Genomic DNA, 20,888 nt, shown 5'->3' with positions numbered 1-20,888 from the left:
TCAGGACAGACGGAAGCGCCCGACGATATTGTTCAGGTCCAGAGCCAGCGTCGACAATTCACGGCTCGCGCTGCTGGTCTGCTGTGCACCTGATGAAGATTGCGCAGACAGGTCACGAATGTTCACCAGATTGCGGTCCACTTCCCGCGCAACGTGTGCCTGTTGTTGTGCGGCGCTGGCGATGACCAGATTGAGGTCGTTGATTTCACTGACTGCTGTACTGATGACGCTCAGAGAATCATTGGCACCCTCGGCGATACTGAGCGTGTCGCTGGCCAGTTCCGTGTTGCTGCGCATGGAGCTCACCGCCCGATCAGTGCCGTTCTGAATATTGCTGACCAGGCGCTCGATTTCGCTGGTTGATTGCTGAGTGCGGTGCGCCAAGGCACGCACTTCATCCGCCACCACAGCAAATCCGCGTCCGGCTTCACCCGCTCGCGCTGCCTCAATAGCAGCGTTGAGGGCCAGCAGGTTGGTTTGCTCGGCGAGACCACGGATCACATCCAGAACCTTGCCGATGTCGCGCGACTGATCAGCCAGCTCGCCAATTAGCACGGCTGTTTTCTGTACGTCGGTGCTCATGGTATTGATTGCGCTGACGGTCTTCTTAACCAGCCCCAGACCTGCTTGTGCTGCGCTGGTCGCGTTGCTTGAAGAGCGTGCGGTGTGTTCGGCATTACGCGCCACTTCTTCTACCGCACTGGTCATTTCATTGACGGCAGTCGCGGCCTGGTCAATCTCGTTGTTCTGTCGCTGGATGCCCTGAACCCCGTCTTCAGTGATGGCGGTCATCTCTTCAGCAGCGGCAGCCAGCTGGGTCGCTGAGTTTGAAATCTGTTGCAGGGTGTCCCGCAGTTGAGTCTGCATGGCAACCACGGCAGCGGCGACGCTGGTGTTGTCATTGGCATTGACCTTGATAGTACTGCTCAGATCGCCTCTGGCGATGGTGCGGGTAATGGTGGCCACCGTATCCGGTTCGCCACCTATGGCTGCCAGAATGCTGCGTATGGTCAGTAGTGTCACCACGACACCCAGCACCGCAATCAAAAGTGTGGCGGTGATGGACAGGTTGTTGGTCCGGGTAGCACTTGCTTCCTGAGCATCAAAGCGCTCGCCTGCCTTCTGTTTGCCTTGCTCGCGCAGGGTTTGCAGGGTTTTGAAGACCTGCTCGGCGAAGGGTTTGACCTCGGTGCGATTGATGTTGGTGGCGGCGGCGATATCACCCGTCTGGATAACGCTCGTCTGGTGCCGCATACCATCACGCAACTTAGTGTAGTCGCGCTGCAACTGCTGGGTCAGCGTGACATCCAGCGTTTCAGCGGTGTTCTTGCCGAGCAGAACGGTCAGCTCATCAAGCTTGGCAAAAGCGGCCTCGTTCTCGTTTTTCCAGCCCGCAGTCTGCTCCGGATTGCCGATGGCGATCATGCGCAGGATATTGATGTCCACACGGGTCAGTGCACCGTCGATATTGTTCACGGCCTCGGTGGCCAGAAAATCCCGGTTGTACAAAGCGTCGACATTCTCAGTGGATGTCTTGAGTGTATGGATCATGAAAAACGACAAAGCGATAAACGCAACGATGATGGCGAAGGTCGAGGCCATCAATCGTTGTTTTATATTGAAACCGCCATGAGGCGCTTGAGTTCGGGACATGAAAGTTCCTCTTTAGGGTTTGTTCGCCTGCTGAATCGGGACCTTGCGAATGCATCGCTGGCCATCAACTATCGGCGTCTCGAACTCAAGCTTTAGGTATGGTGGCTAAATGATACTTTTTACAGTTGCGTAGGCACTGCCAGCCATTCCCCGAGCGCCTGCTGATACTCGCCAGTGGCCTTGCTCAAATGCAGCCATTGGTCAACGTAGCTTTTCCAGGTCACATCATCGCGGGGCAACAGGTAGGCCTTTTCGCCGTATTGCATGTACGCGGTCGGGTTGACCGCACACAAGCCAGGCATACGTTTCTGCTGATAAAGCGCTTCGGAGGCATCGGTGATCATCACGTCAGCCTTCTTGTCCAGCAGTTCCTGGAAGATGGTCTTGTTGTCGTGAAATGCCAGAGACGCCTTCGGCAGATGAGCGCGCGCGAAGGCTTCATTGGTGCCGCCAGCAGGTTCTATCAAGCGCACCGAGGGCTGATTGATCTGCTCGACCGTCTCGTACATGGCCTTGTCTTCACAGCGCACCAGGGGAATCTTGCCATCGACATCAAGCGTATTGCTGAAGAAGGCTTTCTTCTGGCGTTCCAGGCTGACCGAGATGCCGCCCATGCCTATGTCGCATTTGCCGGCAACCATGTCCGGCATCAGGTTTTTCCAGGTGGTAGGCACCCACCGCACGTTAACTCCCAGGCTCTTGGCCAGCGAGCGTGCCATGGTGATATCGATGCCTTCGTATTCACCGTCTTCGCGCAGCAGGGTATAGGGCTTGTAATCGCCAGTCGTGCAGACTGCCAACTGGCCGGCTTGCAGAACCTTGTCCAGATGCGAGGTGGATTCCTGAGCCTGAGCCATGCCTGTCATGCCCAGCAGCAGGGCGGTGAATGCGCTGTATTTAAGGTTCATCATGAGTCTGAGTGCTCTCAGCCGTGCAGTCGGTTTTGTTGGAGTCGACAGATTGCTTCATTTGTCAGGCCGATGTGAAGCTGTAATGAAATAGGCGTTCAGATGTACGGGCATAAATCAGGGGTTGAACATTTCGTAAAAAAGCGTAATGTTGTGCCCCATGATTCTTGAGCAAATCAAAGCGGTCGGCAATGACACTCGCATGTTGATCATGGAGTGGCTGAAAAACCCGCAAGCCCATTTCCCTCCACAGGACCACGGTGATCCGGCGATAGGCGTGTGCGTCTCGCACATTCAGGCCAAGGCCAGTCTGTCGGCTTCCACCGCGTCTGCGCACCTGGCGATTCTGCAACGCGCCGGGCTGGTTCAGGCAACAAGGATCGGCAAATGGACTTATTTTCGCCGCGACGAGCTAGCCATCGACCGGTTTGCCGATCGGCTCAAGAAAGAACTATGACCCTTTAGCGTTACTTACACATTTCGTCATTTTGCGTAATGTTGAATTGATAGGAGATTGACCATGAGCAATACAACCATCTACGTGCAGGCTGGCGGCGGCTACGATCAGGTCAGTGTTGGCGAAAGCGAAGTACTGGCACCGAAAGCCGGTGAGATCACTGTGCGTCTGCACGCAAATTCGCTCAACTATCACGACTTCGCAGTCGTCACCGGCATGTGGGCACCGACTGAAAAACGCATTCCCATGGCCGATGGCGCAGGCGTGGTAACCGCAGTAGGCGAGGGCGTCAGCGAGTTCGCTGTCGGCGACTCTGTCGTCAGCACGTTCTTCCCTGAGTGGATCAGCGGCGAGCCGCTGGTTGAAGGTTTCGTCACTGTGCCGGGCGACGGCGTTGACGGTTATGCCCGCGAGCAAGTGACTGCCCGTGCCACCTCATTCACCCACGCGCCACTGGGTTATACTCATGCCGAAGCGTCCACGCTGACCACCGCAGGCTTGACCGCGTGGCGCGCGCTGATGGTCGATGATGCGTTGAAAGCTGGTGATACCGTTCTGGTGCAAGGCACTGGCGGTGTATCGATTTTCGCGTTGCAGTTCGCCAAGATGGTGGGTGCGACCGTTATCGCGACGTCGTCGAGTGATGAAAAGCTGGAGCGTCTGAAAGCCATGGGCGCCGACCACCTGATCAACTACCGCAAGGACAGCAACTGGGGCGAGACGGCCCGCAAGCTGACTGGCGGCCGTGGTGTTGATCACATCATCGACGTGGGCGGCCCCTCGACATTGCAGCACTCCATGACAGCCGCACGGGTCGCTGGACATATCTCGGTCATCGGCATTCTGAGCGGTGTCGCCGGTCAGCTGGAATTCGTCCCGGCACTGGTCAAGCAACTGCGCATGCAGGGTGTATTGGTGGGTAGCCGCACCCAGCAGCAGGACATGATCCGCGCCATTGATGCCAATGGCATGCGTCCGGTCATGGATCGCTCCTTCCCGATGACCGACATTGTCGAGGCGTTCCGTTATCAGGAAACCAATCAGCATTTCGGCAAGATCTGCCTGGATATCTGAGTGGCGCCCCTGCGCCCATAGCTGAGCGCAAGTCAACGTCGCTGGTCTGCCAACTTTGGTGATGGCAGGCCAGTCGAGACGTTTTGCATAACTTTCCCCGGTCATCTTTTTGCATCAAGTGCGTTGGTCTGTGGTCACACCCTCTGTGACATCAAGGACGTTGCGTGGCATGCCGCTTCACGCTGCCCGTCGCGACGTTCAATCCGATTACCAGATCAGGGACGCATTGAAATCATGAAACCTCATCTTTGGCTAGGCCTGCTTGGCGTTTTCTCCCTCAGTGTCCAGGCTGCATCGCTGGACGTTCCCATCAATCTGGTCAGCGCTGACGGCGCGCCCAAACCTGTTGGCAACGTGACGGTGAGCGAAACACAGTACGGCTTGCTGTTTACCCCGAATCTGAAAGACTTGCCTGCGGGCATTCACGGTTTTCACGTACATGAAAATGGCAGCTGCGACGCCGGTACGAAGGACGGCAAGAAGGTCGCTGCGCTGGCCGCAGGCGGTCACTTTGACCCGGCCAAAACCGGCAAGCATCTGGGGCCTTACGCTGATGGCCATCTAGGCGATCTGCCTGCGTTGTACGTTAACGCCGACGGCACTGCAAACTATCCGGTACTGGCACCACGGTTGAAGAAAATCTCCGAAATCAAAGGCCATGCGCTGATGGTTCATGCGGGCGGCGACAACCATTCCGACCACCCTGCACCCTTGGGCGGTGGCGGTGATCGTGCAGCCTGTGGCGTGATCTGATGCGCCGTGCCTGTGTCCGGTTCGGGTGCAGGCATTTCGCGACCGATCAGCATCACCAGCGTTACAACTGGCCGTCAGTGCGTTCCTGAGAGTCAGGCGCGCCATAGGGGTCGCAAGTGGTTATCTATCATCCAGTGAGGTTGTCCGGGCTGAATACAGACGCCGCCAACCCAGCGCGCTTGATGGCAGTAGTTGGGCCAATAGGCTTTTGCGGCCAATACTTGCTGTCCCAGCGGGGTTAGCCTGAGCGAGCGGCGAGGCCATTCAAGTTGGGGGTCTGATTCGATCAGTAGCGCGGTCGGAGAATCAATCAAGGGGCGCATCATCGCGTGAAACATCATGTCGCCCAGAAACGGTAAAGGCTCGCGCTTGTCCGTCAGCTCAGCAAACACTTGGCCGAAGGTCATTGACCCGGCTTCGCTGATGCACTGCAACGACAGGCGCTCGGTGAGTGACAAGCCGTCTTCGACGCCTGGTAATTCCTGTAGCTGACGTAACAGGGCCGGGGCAAGGCAGGGTAATGATGGTTGCGAGGTGTGGGCCAGTTCGGCGAGGGCAACCGGCGAGGCGTTGCAGTAAGCCGCCCATGTCTGGCGGGCCAGATGCAGCATTTCTTTGGTCATCGCCTTGCGCTGCGGCCACAGCCAGGCAAGCAGGTCGGGCGCCAGTTGGCCAATGCCGATGAAGCGCTGGACGCCTGGAATCTGGCTCACCTGAATAATTTCAAGCCTGGCAGGCAGCTGCTCAAGGGTTGACAGCGTCCTGATCAGGAAAAGCTGATCGTAGGCATCTGCCTCGCACCACAGCACGCAGTGATCGGCACTGCTCATTTGCTGCAGGTCGGTGTATTCATCATCAAACCGGCGTGCGACATCCGTAAGGCTCAGCCCGAATGCCTGGCTGATGTACTGACTGCGCGCTGCCTGATATGCCTTTTCAGGCACAGCCTGAACCGGCCCCATGCACAAAGGGTCTGTCAGCATCTTGAACGAGCCTTTGAAGCCCGCGAGCTTGAGCGTATGGGCAATGTCGCTGCCGCATCGCCAATGCACGGTTTGCGCTTCGTCGCTTGCTTCGAAATCCGGATTCCGGGCTGCGAAGTCGACTGCATCGACATGGGCCTTTAGCCTGGGCCAGCTGCTGAAGCCCAATTGCCTCGCGATCAGCCATTGGGCATCAGATAAGGTCGGCGCCGTTTTGTCGAGCAGGATGGGCTGATCAGGTGCAGTGCCGTCTTTCATCCGCAGCAGAAGCTCTTTGGCACGCTTACGCTGCTGTTCGAGGTTGATACGGCCGTGATGGGACGAGGACGTTTTATTGCTGGGCATACGATCTCCTTGCAAAAACCTTGTCCGCTTGAAGGTCGGGAGTCGTAGTGACGGAATATCGAATCAGAATCCTGGGCGCAGCCCTTTCCGCGGTAGGTGGCGTAGATGGCGCCACGCCGGAATATAGGTAATCGGATGGGTGATTGCAACTCGGTCAGGTTGTATTGATCACGTGTGTTTCAAGGCACATTGATCATTCGAGCCCTTTAAGGCATTGCCTCATTTCAAAGCGGGGATTCTCGCATCATTGCTCATGGTGTAAGTTTGAAATCTTACTGATCAAGTGGTCAGAATTTTTGCGTGCTGTACCTGCCAAGGAATGCCCTGAACAATGAACCTTTCACTCAAGCAACTGGCCGCAACCGCGCTGATAATGGCCAGCCTTTCGTCCTTCACCTGCGTGGCGAATGCCAACGTCACTGCACAACAGAGCACGATCATTCTCAAGACTTTCAATGAGAAATCGGTCACGGATTTCAGGCAGTTTCTGAAAAGTCTGTCCGGCACTGATGGTGTCAAAGCTGCTGATTTTGGCCCGGCCATCAACACCTTTCTCGACAACAAAACACTTTCCGACGCACAACGGAATGACATTCATCGCCTGCTCGGTCTGTATACCCGGTTGAAGTATGGCAATGCGGCAACCGACACATTGCGTGAGCTGGTCGCCATTCCAACCGCCCGTGTTGACGGCGTTGCCCAGCATGAAAACCCGGAGTTCATCAAGATCGCCAACGCGATCAAAGGCCTTGCCGAACGCTTCGATCTGAAGTTTCGCAACGTCGATAACCGTGTTTATGAAGTCTCGCTCGACGGGGTGGGCGATGAAGTCGTGGGCATTCACGTCCATGCCGATGTTGTACCGGTCACGCCGGAAAACTGGGTGTTGCCGGACGGCACGCGGCTCGATCCGTTCAAGGTTACATTGATTGGTGATCGCCTGTATGGGCGTGGCACCGAAGACGATAAGAATGGCATTGTCGTGGCGCTCTATGCCATGAAGGTCATCAAGGAAGAAAAGCTGCCGCTGGCCAGAAACTTCAAGTTGCTGATCGATACAACTGAAGAGACCACGGGTGACGCAATCCCCTACTATTTTGAACGCAACCCGACGCCTGGTTACAACCTGGCGCTGGATGGCAGCTACCCGGTTGTCATCGCGGAAAAAGGTTATGGGACGGTCATGGCCAGTTTCGCGCGACGCAACGCTGACGGCGAGGGTGCTGAAATCGTTTCGATGACCGGAGGTGCGGCCACCAACCAGATTCCATCGAAATCGGTCGCTACTCTGTTAACCGACAAGCCTGCGCAACTGGCTGCCAGCCTGCAACAGGCCGGTGCGGATTACGTGAAAAGCAATGGCGGCAATTTCGCGGTCGATGCCAGCGTCGACGGCAATGACGTCAAGCTGACAGTGACGGGTGTTTCCGCGCACTCATCGGCGCCCCAGTCTGGAGTCAACCCGGTTGCGAGGATGCTTGACTTCATCAACAGCCTTCAAGGCAAGGTCGCGCTCAGACATAATCAGATTACTGACGCTGCTCGCTATGCAGCCGACAACTGGGGCCTTGATTATCTGGGCAACAAGTTGGGCGTTGGTTTCTCCGACGAGTTCATGGGGCCGCTGACCGCTTCTCTTACCTATGTCGCGATGGATGAAACAGCGTTCAAACTTGCGGTCAACTTGCGCGTGCCCAAGGGCAGGTCTCCGGAAGAGCTCAAATCCGAAATCTCCGAAAAACTTGCAGCGTGGAGCGTGAAAACCGGCATCAAGCCTGCGTTCGACTATTCCATTGCCAAGCCGATGTACCGCAATCCAGAGGGCGAATGGGTCAGGGCGCTGCTTGCGGTTGCCAGCGAAAATCTGGGTATGGAACATGCGTTCGGCACCTCGGCTGGCGCGACGTCGGTACATGAACTGCCCAATGGCGTGCAGTTCGGTCTGGCGAGGCCCGAAGTCAAATATACCGGCCACACGGACAACGAGTTCAAGACGACCGGACAGTTTCTGCTGGACCTGCAGATCGTTACCGAAATGATGGCGAGCATCGGTCAGTTACCGAAACTCTGATTTAACGTCCGGGCCTGTCAGGGCAGGTCCGGTTTCGATGAGTGATTGTTTGATCGCGCGTTATTACGCGACTGGCCTAGTGATTGGTAGTGGCACAGCGACGTTGTCTTCCCACCCAGTGTTCTCGCGAACAAGGATTTACCCATGAAAACGCTCTTTGCATTTGCACTGACCTTTGCTGCCGTTTGTGCGGCAAGCAGTAGCGTCAATGCGGCGGTACTGTCTGTACCCGCAAACTCTCAAGAAAGTACCACCAGCAACGGCAAGCTTCAGCCCCCCGTCAAGTACGCCACTGTCTGGGCTGACGAGACAGGGGCCACTCATGTCGAGCATTGCCGTATCGAGGGGCTGGAATTCAAAAGTTACGCGCCACCTGCCGAGCCTCAGTGGATCGGAGTATCGCCCGACGAAGTAGAAAGTATTGCCTACGCGGTACTGCCGCCGGGGTACGTCGGCAGTTGGCACCATGCGCCGGGCCCTCAGTGGGTGATCACCTTACAGGGTCAGTGGTCTGTGGAGACCACCGATGGCACGGTATTGGTTCAGGGCCCCGGGGAAATGCAGTTCAATGCCGACAGCAGCTCCAAAGCAAGGCCTGGCGACAACAGGGTCGGGCATCTGACTCGTACCGTGGGTGATCAGCCCAACGTTCAGCTCATCGTGAAACTCAAGCCGGATGCTGCCGCCAAACGTTCTTCTGGCCGATGTGCCTACTGATCAATTGGGACGAAATGCATGAATCGAGTCTTCCGTCATCCAGGCAAGAAAACCACTTCGCTCGTGTTGGCGGGCGCGCTTCTCGCCGCAGGCGCAGTGGTGGCTTCAGACGCGTCGCCAGTCACGGTGGTTGCCAGTAATCCGCGGTTTGCTGCACTCATCCAGCCCGGCGCGCAGGCACAAGTGCTTACCGCCGATGCGCAGTGGGCGGAAGGCCCTTTGTGTTTGACCGACGGTCGGTTGATCTGGAGTGATGTGAAGGCGAACAAGGTCATGAGCTGGAAAGAGCATGACGGCGTCACTGTATGGCTCGACTCCGCCGATTATCAGAACGGGCATGCTCTGGATGCCGAAGGCCGAGTCATCGCCGCATCCCATGGCGAACGCGCAATAGTACGACAGGAGGCGGATGGTCAATGGCGCACAGTGGTCGACGGTACGAGGGCAAGCGTTTGAACAGCCCGAATGACGTCGTGGTCGATAAGCGCGGTGGTATCTGGTTCAGTGATCCAACCTTCGGCGTGTTGAACAAGGCTGAAAGTTATGGCGGCAAACCGGAGCAGGGCGGCGAGTATGTATACCGCTACGATCCGGAACAAAACCAACTGGTAAGGTTGAATACCCCGGGACTTCATTCGCCGAACGGTCTGCGTTTTCACCCGATCAAAGCTTGCTGTATGTCGCCGACTCGCAACTGGCGCATGATTTCAAGAATCCGAAACTGGCACACAGCATCCGGGTGTATCAGGTGCGCGACGGGGCGCTGAGTAACGGCAAGGTGTTTGCCGAGATTGCCCCCGGCATCCCTGACGGACTCAAGGTCGACGCGCAGGGCAACGTCTGGAGCAGCAGCAAAGAGGGCATTCAGGTGTTCTCTGCCAGCGGCGAGTTGCTGGGGAAAATAAAGGTGACGGCGAAAGACACCGGCAATCTTGCATTCTGTTCTACCGGTTCACAGCACTGGATTTACATCACCGCTGCCAACAAGGTGTTGAGAATACCCGTTCTTGTTGGTGGTAGTCGGCCGTAAAGCGTCCGTCACGGTGAGATACCAATAGCGCCGTACGGTATTCCTGAAGACTCCGCTCGTAGCCAACCTCAATAAATCGTGTCGTCTGCCTGTGCGATATCGACACGGTTGCGGCCCAGGCGCTTGGCCTGATAGAGCGCTTTGTCTGCACGCTGAATCAGGCTTGCCGCTGTTTCTCCCGGGCTGAGTTGCGCAACTCCCAGAGAAATAGTCACTGAGCCTGTATTCGGTATCAACAGACCCTCAACGCCCTCGCGAATGCGATCGGCCAATTCAGCGGCATGATCCAGTGAGCTATCGGGCACGAGTATCAGAAACTCTTCTCCTCCCCATCGAGCCGCGACATCCTGCAGGCGGATCCGTTGTTTAAGGATGACTGCAACGCTGGTCAATACCCTGTCGCCAGCAGGGTGGCCGTATCGGTCATTGACCGATTTGAAATGATCGATGTCGCCGATGATAAGACTGAACGGCTTGCCCGATATTCGCGCGGTATCGATGAGCCGCTCAAGAGTGTGTTCCGCCGCCCTTCGGTTGTTCAGCCCGGTCAGCGGGTCGCTGTGAGCAATCTCCAGCAACTTCTGTTCACGGCCCAGCCTCGTGGTTACATCCTGGCTGATGCTGACGTAATGCGTGATGGTTCCTTCCAGGTTACACAGCGGGGAAATGCTGTGTTCTGCGTAGAACAGAGAGCCATCCTTGCGCTTGTTGATAAAGGTAGTACGAAAGGGCGTACCACTGGCCAGCGCTTCATTGAATTGCGCATAAAACATCTCATCATGTTTACCCGAGCTAAGCACTCGCGGGTTTTCGCCGATTATTTCCGACGCGCTGTAACCGGTGATGTGCTGAAAGGCCTCATTGGCAAAAACGATAGTGGCGTTGCAATCGGTAATCATGATCGGATCAAGCGCGGCGTTCAGCGCCTGAGCCAGCAAATGCTGTTCGCGCTCTGCTCGAATGCGCGGGCTGATGTTTTGCTGCACCGATACAAAGTTGCAAACCGCACCCGCATCGTCGCGCACCGGGGAAATTTTCCACTCGACGACATAGGGGCTTCCATCCGCGCGGTAATTGACTGTCGACCCTTCGAAAAAGAGGCTTTCGCTCAAACACTGACGCATACGCTCGATCACCTGACGATCGGTGTCGGGTCCTTGCAGGATCCGTGGCGAAAGGCCGATCAATGCCTCTGCTGCGTAGCCGGTCATCGCGCAGAATGCCGGGTTGACATACACAATGAAAGGGCCGCCATTGGTCAGATTGGCATCGGTGATCAAAACGGCATTGAATGACTGCTCGACAACTGCTTCAAGCAAGGCCAGGCGCTGGCTGGATGAGGTCATCTGATGTCCTGTCGAGTGATCCGTTGAATTGATCGCGGCTCTGATCAGATGATGGGTGACGCGATGCCGGGCGGGTAGTAAGTGCAGTGAGTTGGACCGCAAGCACCAAGCCTTGTTGCACAGGCACTATACCCACATGACTAAAATGATTTATTGCGCGCGTGACGACGATATCCAGTGCACTGCCGGGCGTTTGCGACCGTGGGGCTGATAGGTACGCTGTTGTTGTGGCATTGGCTGGTGTGAAACGGGGTTGTCCGCATCGGTAAAATGGCTGCTTGTACGAAAGGAATTGGCGCAGAGAGGTCTCTCGTTTGCGCCACATCTGCTAAACAAGGTTTAATCTGTCTCGTGTCGAAAAGCATTTTTTCGGGCTACTATGAAGTCGTTCACGCTCACCTAAGCACAAGGACCAGGAGGATTCATGCCTAAAGCCGTCAACAAAGCATTGTCTGAAGAGGCCACTCAAGAGCTTGAAGCTCGGATCCCGGCTCAGGCTTCTCTTGCGACACGGATGGCTTACGAAAAAGCCAAGGCAGCTGGTCGTACCGTTGTGCTTTCCAAGGGCGGATTTATCGTTGCCGAACGAGCTGACGGTACCGAGCAAATTGTTTGTGCTTCCAAACCCCGTCGCAGCGTGAAGGCTGGAGTTTGCTTCAAAATCGGCTCTGGGGCGTCCGCCAGTGCCGGTTCCTAGACTCCGTGTATTTGCAGGGCCAAACGGCTCTGGCAAAAGCACCATTAAGCGTCTTCTTGATCCTGATTTAATCTATATATACGTTAATGCTGACGACCTGGAACGTGAGGCGGGAGAGAACGGTTTCATAGACCTCTCGCCTTTCTCCGTGAGCCTCGATCAGCAAGCGTTTCAAGACTTTTTTACTTCTCATCCGTTGATCGTCAGAGAACAGCTGGGGGCTCAGGCTGAGCATTTCACTGTTGTCGGTCAATCCCTGATGATCGACGCGATCCAGATAAATTCGTACCACTCATCGGTCGTCGCTGATTTCATCCGGCATCAATTGCTTGAACAAGCCGCCAGCTTCACTTTTGAAACGGTTATGTCAGACCGCTCCAAGGTTGATTTCATCAAGAAAGCCAGGTCGTTGGGATACCGCACATACTTGTATTTCGTTTCAACCGAGGCCCCGGAAATCAATATCAACCGGGTTGCCATTCGTGTTGGCGAAGGAGGGCACGACGTTAAGCCAGAAACGATACGTGCTCGTTATCATAGGTGTCTGGCACTGCTTCCTGAGGCCATTCAAGCGTCAAGTCGAGCGTACTTGTTTGACAACTCCGGGGCGGAGGCAGAACTTGAAGTTGAAATCACCGACGCCTTGGCAGTGGAGTACAAATTCGATGATGTGACCGAATGGTGCAGCTCGGCAATTGATGCACTTGACCAGCTTGTCACTCACAGCTGACAGACACTGCAGACCGCAACAGACCTCATGACCTCCTCCAGAGCTTCCGACCTTCACGTCCTCGGCACATTCCTGCCTGACACCGAGCGACTAGGCCCAGCTCCGCACTGCAGGTTCGCTGGTTTTCAGATAATCAACGGCCTATCGATGGTGAGGCAGTGGCGTCAGGCAGGTGATATCCAGCGCAATGTTGTTCATGTTTTACGCCCGGACAGTTCTAGATGGCCGTCGCAACTCAACAGCGCCTGTAATCTTTCCTGGCCGACGTCGACCGGAACTATCCACCAGTGGGTACGATTGTCGTAACGGGCGCCGTCAGGAATGGTTGAACCGCCCCGGGTTTCTCGGAGACCCTTTTGTTTGAGTCATGCCACCTGGGCAGACTCGGTGAGTTGCTGATAATAGATTGCTTCTGCTTCGACCGGTGGAATATGACCGATTGGCTCCAGCAGGCGGCGGTGATTGAACCAGTCCACCCATTTCAGGGTTTCCAGCTCCACCGCCCCCCGTGTGGGCCAAGAGCGTCGATGAATCACTTCAGCCTTGTAAAGACCATTGATGGTCTCAGCCAAAGCATTGTCGTAAGAGTCACCGACACTCCCGACCGATGGCTCAATACCGGCTTCGACAAGACGCTCGGTATAGCGAATGGACACGTACTGCACGCCACGGTCACTGTGGTGAATGAGTCCACCCTGCTTGACTGGGCGACGGGCGTAAAGGGCTTGCTCCAGTGCATCGAGTACAAAATCGGTACGCGCTGAACTGGACACCTTCCAACCGACGATGAATCGGGCAAAGACATCAATGATGAAGGCCACGTAAACAAAACCCTGCCAGGTACTGACGTAGGTAAAGTCCGATACCCATAGGGCGTTCGGGCACTCAGCCACAAACTGACGGTTGACATGATCCTGCGGGCACGGCCTGGCTTGGTCGCTGACCGTCGTCTTGACGGGCTTGCCGCGTACCACGCCTTGCAGGCCCAGCTCTCCCATCAGACGTTGCACCGTACAGCGGGCGACTTGCAGTCCGTCACGCAGCAATTGTCGCCAGACCTTGCGCACGCCATATACCTGGAAGTGCTCATCCCAGACTCGCTGGATGTGCTCACCCAGTTCCTGGTCACGCTGCGCACGCGCTGACTGCTGGCTGGGGTCAGCCTGCTGAGCAGCGTACCGGTAGTACGTCGACGGGGCGATTGGCAACACCTTGCAAATCGGCTCGACCCCGTAAGACTGGCGGTTTTCATCAATAAACGTCTTCATCGTTTGAATGGGCGGTCGAGCTCCGCCTGGGCAAAATAGGCTGAGGCCTTACGCAAGATCTCGTTAGCTTGACGCAACTGACGGTTCTCACGCTCCAAGAGCTTGACTCGCTCACGTTCGACTGTGCTCAGCCCATCACGCTGGCCGCTGTTGCGCTCAGATTGGCGAACCCACAGCCGTAATGTCTCGGGCGTGCAGCCGATCTTGGGGGCAATGGCACTGATGGTGGCCCACTGCGACTCGTACTCAGGAAGGTGTTCGAAAACCATCCTGATGGCCCGCTCACGGACCTCTGGGGAATACTTCGGTAGTTTTTTCATCGCTCCATCCTCTCAAAGGTTGGAGTCTCCGAGAAACCCGGGGCGGTTCAGGTCACGGCTTTACCGGCTTTTGGTGGATGTTTGTCAAAATACGCGTTGATGGATTCAGCAAAAAAATTCGCATCTTTGTCAGGGCATTGCATTTCGTCGCCATCACCACTTTGCGCCAGCCATGCAACCGAGAGGATCAACAGCACCAACAGTACGGCTCGTGTCATTGTGGGCTTCCATTTCCGGAAAGTGCCGAGGATAGCGTTAATAGCTGAACAACGACGAGCACGCTGTTTTCCTCTGAAAGGCGTTTTGTCCAACTCACGTATCGCAAGCCTGCCACCGGTGTACCATGTCTGACTTTTTCGCACCTGAGGATGCGGCTGCCATGCGTGAGTTTCTAGAGGTTTTTCGTAATCGCGCACTGGACGTCATGTCATCCGCTTTGCCCGCCCAACCGCTTCTTGAAGATTTTGCCATTGCGCTGCAAGTCAGATTGCCGGGTGCCGTCGTCGGCATCAACGTGCTGGATAAGGCCGGCAGAACATTTCGTCAATCTATTTTCCCGAACCTGCCGTCCGATTTTTCTCAAGCTCTGGTGGGTAACATCATCACCGGCAAGCGCGGCTCATGTGGACTAGGCATATTGACCGGGAAAACCATCGACGTTCCGGACGTGGCAAACGACCCGCGCTTTTCGCAAGAGTGGAAAGCGCTCTTCGCCCGACATGATCTGCACGCGATGATTTCGATTCCGGCACTGAGCGCTGATAACAACGCCCAGGGAAGTATCGCAATCATCCATCCGCTGGGCATGTCGCTGACTGTTGAACAGCGCGAGTTTCTGCAATTGGCATCATCGTTATGTGCGCGTATCTGTGCGTATAGCAGGTCGCAGGAATCCAACGCGCTTATTCTGGGCGAGCTTGAGCACCGTATTCGAAATCTGTTTCTGACGATTGGCGGTGTCGCCAATCTGACCTTAAAACGACACCCCGACGTAAGGCAGTTTCGGGCGGTGTTTAGCGAGCGGCTGATAATGATGCATCGCGCGCACTCGCTGGCACTGAGCACGTGCGAAATCGAAATGGCTGCCTTACTGCAGGAAATGCTCGCGCCTTATCAAAAAGACTGTGCTATCAGTTTTTCCGGCCCTGATGTTTTGCTGACCCAGGAGGCCGCATCGGCGCTGGCACTGGTGATACATGAGCTGTGTACCAACGCCACCAAGTACGGCTCGCTGTCTCGGGAAGCGGGAGAACTGAATGTGCAGTGGGGGATTGTTGCGCAGGGCAGTGATGACCTCGAGCCTGTTTTCAGGCTGGTCTGGGCGGAGAGCGGCGGCCCGCAAGTCGATCAGCCGAGCCGCAAGGGTTATGGCACGGCGATGATCAAGGGCAGCCTGAGTAATGCGTTTGATGGTTCGGCAACGTTCTTCTACGAACCGGTCGGGCTGAGGTGCGAGATATCCGCACCGTTCACCGGCAAACTCGGCAGAAGCAGCTGATAACCGTCAACGCTTCATGCCTCATGCCGCCGCCGCGCATCACTGAGCATCGATATCGTCAGCTTGCGCACTTCGAGTTTGCTGATTTCCACATGAGAGCGCAGTAGCAGCAGCGCTTCGTCCCGTTTGCGTGCCTGCAATGCATTGAGGATCGCGGCGTGCTCCAGATAGGTATGTTCGATACGGGCGCTTTTGAAGAAGTCCAGCCTGCGCACGATGCGAATGCGCTCGGTCACTTCCTGATGAACACGAGCCATTTCCAGATTGCCCGAGGCGGCCACCAGTTGGGTGTGAAACTGCTCATCGAGGTCGGCGACCACTTGCATGTCTATCTGCCACTGGCTGCGATCAATCAGCCAGTGCTGACGCAGCACATTGAGTTCCGGATGCACTTCGTGGGATGCACAGATACGTTCGACCGCAGCACATTCAAGCACGATGCGCAGATCGTACAGCTGGTCGATCTGGTCGAAATCCAGCGGCTTGACTGACCAGCCCCGTCGAAACTCGACGTCCAGATAACCCTCTCGCTGCAGCCGGTACAACGCGTCACGCACCGGCGTGCGTGAGACCTGATAACGATCAGCCAGCTGGGTTTCAGTGAAGCGGTCGTAGGGCAGTAGATAGAAGTCGAAGATCTCCTGCTTGAGCCGACGATAGACGTCTTCTGCCAGCGCGTTGGTGGTGTTGGGGGAATTCAAGGGCGTGGCTCCAGGCTGCTCAGGTCAATGCTGACATGTGCCGCAACGACTTTCCAGCCGCCGTCCAGGCGTGCCCAGGTTTGCATCTGCCGTCCCAGACGCTCAGTAACGCCATCGTGAAACTCGGTGCTGACGGTGGCGAAGTCTTCACCGAAGGTGCTCACCACGGTGCGCAATAACGTGCGACCGGGCCCGACTGGCTGACAGTGGCGTCGATAGCGCGCGATGGCTTCGGCACCGTGCAGGTTTTCCGCGACGCCATAGCGAACGGTCTGTTCGGAATTCCAGAAATACGCATCCAGTGTGGTCAGCTCGTTGGCCAGCAGGGCGCGCTCGTAATCAGTGAAAGCGTGGGTCACTTCGGCGACGATGTGCGCAAGATTGATGTCCATCAGGGTGTACTCCTTGTTTGCAGGGCCTGTTGCAGATCGGCCAGCGACGCTGCACGCCCGACAATCGCGTTTTGTGCGGTGATCATGTCCAGCGTGGCTTGTTTGAAGGTTGGGAAATAGCTTTCGGTCGCATCCTCGATCAGCAGGCAGCGATAACCCCGATCACTGGCTTCGCGCATGCTGGTCTGCACGCAAACTTCGGTGGTAACGCCTGCGAAGATCAAATGCGTGATGCCAGCGTCGGTCAGCCGCTGATGCAGGTCGGTGGCGAAGAACATGCCCTTGCCGGGTTTGTCGATGACCCACTCGCAGGCGAGCGGCGTCAGGCTGTCGATAATCTGATTGCCGGGTTCGCCGCGAATCAGGATGCGGCCCATCGGGCCAGAGTCGCCGATGCGCAGGCCTGGTGAGCCGTGGGCCAGCTTGGCGGGCGGGCAGTCGGCAAGGTCCGCGCTGTGTGATTCACGAGTATGTATGACCACTATGCCCTGATCACGGGCCAGCGCCAGCAGTTGTTGCACCGATGGCACGATGGCCTGCAACGGTGCGACATCGTTGCCCAGCGCGGCACCAAAGCCGCCGGGTTCGAGGAAGTCGCGCTGCATGTCGATGATCACCACAGCGGCACAGGAGGGGGCGAACGTGAAACAGTCCGGACGCGCATTGACGCTGATCATGCCGGTTCTCCGGCCAACTGCTCGGCACCGGCCATGTGTCGACCCAACTCGGTTCGATCAGCGGCCGCTGCGCTGGTTTCAAAAACCAGTTCGCCGTCATGAATGACCACGATGCGGTCTGCCAGGCTCAGCAGCTCGTCGAGGTCTTCACTGAGCAGCAGGACCGCTGTGCCGCTGTTACGTGCGTCAATCAGGCGCTGGTGGATAAGCGCGACGCTGGCAAAGTCCAGGCCGAATACCGGATTGGCGACGATCAGCACCGCGACGTCAGGGGGCAGTTCTCGCGCCAGTACGGCACGCTGCACATTGCCTCCCGACAAGGTGCCGATAGGGCGGTTCGGGTCGTTGGGCGAGACCTTGAACTGTTCGATCAATGTGCGTGCCTGTGCGCCTATTGCACGACGATCAAGACGCCAGCCCTGACGGCACAGTGGCGCCTGGTCGAAGTTGCGCAGGGCCAGATTGTCGGCCACGCTGAAATTGCCGATACAGGCGTTGCGCAAGGGCTCCTCGGGCAGGCTGAATACGCGCAGGCGCTGCATTTGTTCACGCTGCACATGGTAGGGCTGGCCATCGACCGATATCTGTCCGGCACTGAATGGTCGCTGGCCGAGCAGGGCTTCGGTGAGTTCGCGCTGGCCGTTACCGGAAATACCCGCAACCCCGACGATCTCTCCCGGCTGCACCGCCAGAGAAAGGTTTTTCACCGCCAGCGTGCCTTTGTCGCCAGGAACATCCAGACCTGCCACCTGCAACTGCGGCGGACGAGCCGCCATCACCGGGCGCTCGGTGCTAACCCCGCGCACCTGTGCGTCGCCCATCATCCACGCTGCCATCTGTTGTGTGGTGGTGTCAGCCACTGCTGCGCTGCCCACCCAGCGACCTTTGCGCAGCACAGTAACGTCATCGGCATAGGTGCTAACCTCGCGAAACTTGTGGGTGATCATCAGCACGGTGAGTTCACCGCGATGCGCCATCGCCTGCATCAGCCCCAGCACTTCATCGGCCTCTTGCGGCGTGAGTACCGAGGTCGGTTCATCGAGAATGATCAGCCGACGCTGCAGATACAACTGCTTGAGGATTTCCAGTTTCTGTTTTTCACCGGCGGCCAGGCTGCTGACCGGCCGATGGATATCCAGACGAAAAGGCATCTTTGCCATGAAGGCTTCGAGACGCTCGTGCTCGCGGGTCCAGTTGATACGCCACGGCAGATCACCGCGTGAGAGCACCAGGTTTTCAGCCACGCTCAGGCCCGGCGCGACGGTGAAGTGCTGATACACCATGCCGATATGCAACTGATGAGAATCGCGCGGGGTGCTGATCGAATGCTCGCGGTTGTTGACCAGAATACTGCCCGATTGCAGCGGGCTGTAGCCGATGATGCCTTTGATCAGCGTGCTTTTGCCGGCGCCGTTCTCGCCGAGCAGGGCGTGGACGGTGCCGGCGCGGACCTTGAACGACACCTCGTCGAGTGCGCGAAACGTACCGAAATGCTTGCTGGCACCAATCGTCTCAAGGCTTGGGGCGTGCATGTTCATGCTCCAAACAGGTCGCGAAACATTGAGGAATGTCCCACTGCGCCGAACACACCGCCCTGCATTTTGACCATGCTCAGTGCCGCCGCATGGTTGGCGGGATCGGTCGCGCCGCAGCAGTCTTCCAGCAGCAGGCACTCGAAGCCGCGGTCATTGGCTTCGCGCATGGTGGTGTGCACGCAGACGTCGGTGGTGATGCCGGTCAGGATCAGGTTGTCGATGCCGCGTGTGCGCAGGATCAGTTCCAGATCGGTGGCGCAGAAGGAGCCTTTGCCGGGTTTGTCGATAATGATTTCGCCAGGCAATGGTGCCAGTTCTTCGATGATTTCCCAGCCCGGTTCGCCACGCACCAGAATCTTGCCGCACGGGCCAGGGTCGCCAATGCCGGCACCGATGCGTTGCGAGCGCCAGCGTTTGTTGGCTGGCAAGTCACTGAGGTCCGGGCGGTGGCCTTCTCGGGTATGAATAATGGTGAAGCCGAGCGGGCGCATCACCGCCAACAGTGCCTTGATCGGCTCGATGGGCGCACGGGTCAGCGACAGGTCGTAACCCATGCTGTCGACGTAGCCGCCGACGCCACAAAAATCGGTCTGCATGTCGATGACGATCAGCGCGGTGTTGTGCGCATGCAATTGCCCGTTCCAGGGCCAGGGGTAGGGCGCCGATGCAATATGACGTTCGCTCACGGTGTTATTCCTTCCAGCTGCTGGGGGTGGGTTTGAAGTCACGCTGGGGAGCCGCAAAACCGCACGAGCCGCCATCGGTATGTACGACATCGCCTTCCCACGGCAGACGGTACTGGCCTGCGGTCAGATCATGCATATAGGTGTAAGGACAGTCGCGCGCGCCACCCTTGACCGCCACATAGCCGCGATGGCCGAATTGATAGATATTGTTCTCCACGCCCCAGTGCACACGGGCCTCACGGACCAGATCGGGGCGTAGTTCGCAGCAGACGATTTCGTCGGCCCGACCGCCGCCTTCAGCCATGATCGTGCCGTCGAAATCGACGAACATGGCCTCGCCCATGGAATCGAACGTGCCGTCGGAGCCACACATACAGACGCTTGCGGTCTGCATCAGGTTGGTGAAGGCATTGCTCTGGTTGGTGATCTTCCACGAGTGACGGATCGGTGCGGTGTAACCCGCGGTGCGCAGCATGATGTCGGCACCCTTGTAGGCGCACTCGCGGGCCATTTCCGGAAACATGCCGTCGTGACAGATGATCAGCGCCAGCTTGCTGCCACGCGGCCCATCGCAGACCGGAATACCCAGATCGCCAGGTTCCCAGGGCTCGACCGGCACCCACGGATGGAGCTTGCGGTAATACAGGCGAATCTCGCCGAGATCGTCGACGATCAGGCCGCTGTTGAATGGATTGCCGTGCGGGTTGGCCTCCATGATCGAGAAACAACCCCATATGTGCTGCTCCCGGCACGCCTCGCGCAGCGCCATTACTTCCGGCCCGTCGAGGCTGCACATGATCTCTGGCGCGGTGCTCATCGACAGGCCATGCAAGGAGTACTCGGGAAACACGATCAGGTCCATGCCCGGATTGCTGCGTCGCGCCTTGGCCACCATGCTGACCACTTTCTGCGTTTGTGCCCACAACGCCTCACGGGTGTGCGGATCAGGCAGCGCCAGTTGCGCCAGGCCGATCACCACACCATTGGGCGACTTGTTCAAACCACCAAGACCACTGGCCATGTGCATGCCTCCTCGAAAAGATCAGT

General features: G+C 57.1%; 19 protein-coding genes, 2 pseudogenes and 1 other annotated feature. Of the genes and pseudogenes, 9 read left to right on the top strand and 12 right to left on the bottom strand.

Features of this window, described 5'->3' with window-relative positions; all coding sequences use genetic code 11:
* Together AC4ANE_RS21890 and AC4ANE_RS21885 are read right to left on the bottom strand one after the other, a co-directional pair.
* Entirely contained in the window at positions 1-1,653 is a 1,653-nt protein-coding gene (locus AC4ANE_RS21890) for a methyl-accepting chemotaxis protein (protein WP_002552351.1), read from the bottom strand.
* A 119-nt stretch (positions 1,654-1,772) separates the two neighbouring features.
* A complete protein-coding gene (locus tag AC4ANE_RS21885) occupies positions 1,773-2,564 on the bottom strand; it encodes a transporter substrate-binding domain-containing protein (RefSeq protein WP_002552352.1) in 792 nt (263 codons plus the stop codon).
* 145 nt (positions 2,565-2,709) lie between these two features.
* Here AC4ANE_RS21885 and AC4ANE_RS21880 point away from each other — a divergent pair, with 145 nt between their 5' ends.
* From AC4ANE_RS21880 to sodC, 3 genes are all read left to right on the top strand, one after another.
* Positions 2,710-3,018: an ArsR/SmtB family transcription factor gene (locus AC4ANE_RS21880; RefSeq protein WP_016980457.1), complete on the top strand. Its 309-nt coding sequence runs from the start codon at positions 2,710-2,712 to the stop codon at positions 3,016-3,018.
* 63 nt (positions 3,019-3,081) lie between these two features.
* Positions 3,082-4,092, top strand: coding sequence for a zinc-dependent alcohol dehydrogenase family protein (locus AC4ANE_RS21875; protein ID WP_002552354.1), 1,011 nt, complete (start codon positions 3,082-3,084; stop codon positions 4,090-4,092).
* Positions 4,093-4,326: 234 nt separating this feature from the next.
* Positions 4,327-4,845: a superoxide dismutase family protein gene (gene sodC / locus AC4ANE_RS21870; protein WP_002552355.1), complete on the top strand. Its 519-nt coding sequence runs from the start codon at positions 4,327-4,329 to the stop codon at positions 4,843-4,845.
* 92 nt (positions 4,846-4,937) lie between these two features.
* On the opposite strand, the gene AC4ANE_RS21865 is transcribed toward sodC, so the two are convergent.
* The gene (locus AC4ANE_RS21865; protein WP_002552356.1) at positions 4,938-6,173 is read right to left on the bottom strand and encodes a DUF1835 domain-containing protein; all 1,236 of its coding nucleotides are present in this window, start codon (positions 6,171-6,173) and stop codon (positions 4,938-4,940) included.
* Between the two features lie 331 nt (positions 6,174-6,504).
* On the opposite strand from AC4ANE_RS21865, the gene AC4ANE_RS21860 reads away from it, so the two are divergent.
* From AC4ANE_RS21860 to AC4ANE_RS21850, 3 genes and pseudogenes are all read left to right on the top strand, one after another.
* The gene (locus AC4ANE_RS21860; RefSeq protein ID WP_002552357.1) at positions 6,505-8,244 is read left to right on the top strand and encodes a dipeptidase; all 1,740 of its coding nucleotides are present in this window, start codon (positions 6,505-6,507) and stop codon (positions 8,242-8,244) included.
* A gap of 144 nt (positions 8,245-8,388) precedes the next feature.
* Positions 8,389-8,961 (top strand): cupin domain-containing protein, encoded by a 573-nt coding sequence (locus tag AC4ANE_RS21855; RefSeq protein ID WP_002552358.1) that lies wholly within the window; start codon positions 8,389-8,391, stop codon positions 8,959-8,961.
* Positions 8,962-8,979: 18 nt separating this feature from the next.
* Positions 8,980-9,991 (top strand): annotated as a pseudogene (locus tag AC4ANE_RS21850) (SMP-30/gluconolactonase/LRE family protein).
* 68 nt (positions 9,992-10,059) lie between these two features.
* On the opposite strand, the gene AC4ANE_RS21845 reads toward AC4ANE_RS21850, so the two are convergent.
* Positions 10,060-11,337 (bottom strand): sensor domain-containing diguanylate cyclase, encoded by a 1,278-nt coding sequence (locus tag AC4ANE_RS21845; RefSeq protein WP_002552361.1) that lies wholly within the window; start codon positions 11,335-11,337, stop codon positions 10,060-10,062.
* Between the two features lie 424 nt (positions 11,338-11,761).
* Here AC4ANE_RS21845 and AC4ANE_RS21840 point away from each other — a divergent pair, with 424 nt between their 5' ends.
* Entirely contained in the window at positions 11,762-12,034 is a 273-nt protein-coding gene (locus tag AC4ANE_RS21840; protein WP_002552362.1) for a hypothetical protein, read from the top strand.
* Positions 12,021-12,764, top strand: a complete 744-nt coding sequence (locus tag AC4ANE_RS21835; RefSeq protein WP_031595620.1) for an ATPase — start codon at positions 12,021-12,023, stop codon at positions 12,762-12,764. The genes AC4ANE_RS21840 and AC4ANE_RS21835 overlap by 14 nt, the downstream gene beginning before the upstream one ends.
* A gap of 365 nt (positions 12,765-13,129) precedes the next feature.
* Here the strand turns inward: AC4ANE_RS21835 and AC4ANE_RS21830 are convergent.
* Positions 13,130-14,352 (bottom strand): IS3-like element IS51 family transposase gene (locus AC4ANE_RS21830; protein ID WP_095178853.1). Its coding sequence is split into 2 segments (ribosomal slippage): positions 13,130-14,067 and positions 14,067-14,352, totalling 1,224 coding nucleotides; the frame shifts between segments, so codons are not numbered across the junction.
* Positions 13,958-14,074, bottom strand: a sequence feature (AL1L pseudoknot). (Overlaps the previous gene by 117 nt.)
* A 50-nt stretch (positions 14,353-14,402) precedes the next feature.
* Positions 14,403-14,603, bottom strand: a pseudogene (locus AC4ANE_RS21825) (hypothetical protein); the annotation flags it as partial.
* Positions 14,604-14,731: 128 nt separating this feature from the next.
* Between AC4ANE_RS21825 and AC4ANE_RS21820 the strand changes: the two are divergent.
* Positions 14,732-15,850, top strand: a complete 1,119-nt coding sequence (locus AC4ANE_RS21820) for an HWE histidine kinase domain-containing protein (RefSeq protein ID WP_031595624.1) — start codon at positions 14,732-14,734, stop codon at positions 15,848-15,850.
* 14 nt (positions 15,851-15,864) lie between these two features.
* Here the strand turns inward: AC4ANE_RS21820 and AC4ANE_RS21815 are convergent, their stop codons facing one another.
* From AC4ANE_RS21815 to AC4ANE_RS21790, 6 genes are read right to left on the bottom strand one after another with little or no spacing between them, the layout of a single operon-like run.
* Positions 15,865-16,551 (bottom strand): GntR family transcriptional regulator, encoded by a 687-nt coding sequence (locus AC4ANE_RS21815; RefSeq protein ID WP_002552364.1) that lies wholly within the window; start codon positions 16,549-16,551, stop codon positions 15,865-15,867.
* A complete protein-coding gene (gene hpxZ, locus AC4ANE_RS21810) occupies positions 16,548-16,943 on the bottom strand; it encodes an oxalurate catabolism protein HpxZ (RefSeq protein ID WP_002552365.1) in 396 nt (131 codons plus the stop codon). The genes AC4ANE_RS21815 and hpxZ overlap by 4 nt, the downstream gene beginning before the upstream one ends.
* A complete protein-coding gene (locus AC4ANE_RS21805) occupies positions 16,943-17,620 on the bottom strand; it encodes a cysteine hydrolase family protein (protein ID WP_002552366.1) in 678 nt (225 codons plus the stop codon). Before AC4ANE_RS21805 ends, hpxZ begins: the two co-directional genes overlap by 1 nt.
* Positions 17,617-19,158 carry an ABC transporter ATP-binding protein gene (locus tag AC4ANE_RS21800; protein WP_460408516.1) on the bottom strand — a complete coding sequence of 514 codons (1,542 nt, stop codon included), beginning with the start codon at positions 19,156-19,158 and terminating at the stop codon, positions 17,617-17,619. Before AC4ANE_RS21800 ends, AC4ANE_RS21805 begins: the two co-directional genes overlap by 4 nt.
* A complete protein-coding gene (gene biuH / locus AC4ANE_RS21795) occupies positions 19,155-19,841 on the bottom strand; it encodes a biuret amidohydrolase (RefSeq protein ID WP_031595628.1) in 687 nt (228 codons plus the stop codon). Before biuH ends, AC4ANE_RS21800 begins: the two co-directional genes overlap by 4 nt.
* A gap of 4 nt (positions 19,842-19,845) precedes the next feature.
* Positions 19,846-20,862 carry a formamidase gene (locus AC4ANE_RS21790; protein WP_002552370.1) on the bottom strand — a complete coding sequence of 339 codons (1,017 nt, stop codon included), beginning with the start codon at positions 20,860-20,862 and terminating at the stop codon, positions 19,846-19,848.
* Between the last annotated feature and the right edge of the window lie 26 nt (positions 20,863-20,888).

This window comes from Pseudomonas sp. Pme6b (assembly GCF_058129925.1).
The sequence above is the reverse complement of the archived record's forward strand: the minus strand, read 5'-3'. Positions and strand labels throughout refer to the sequence as shown.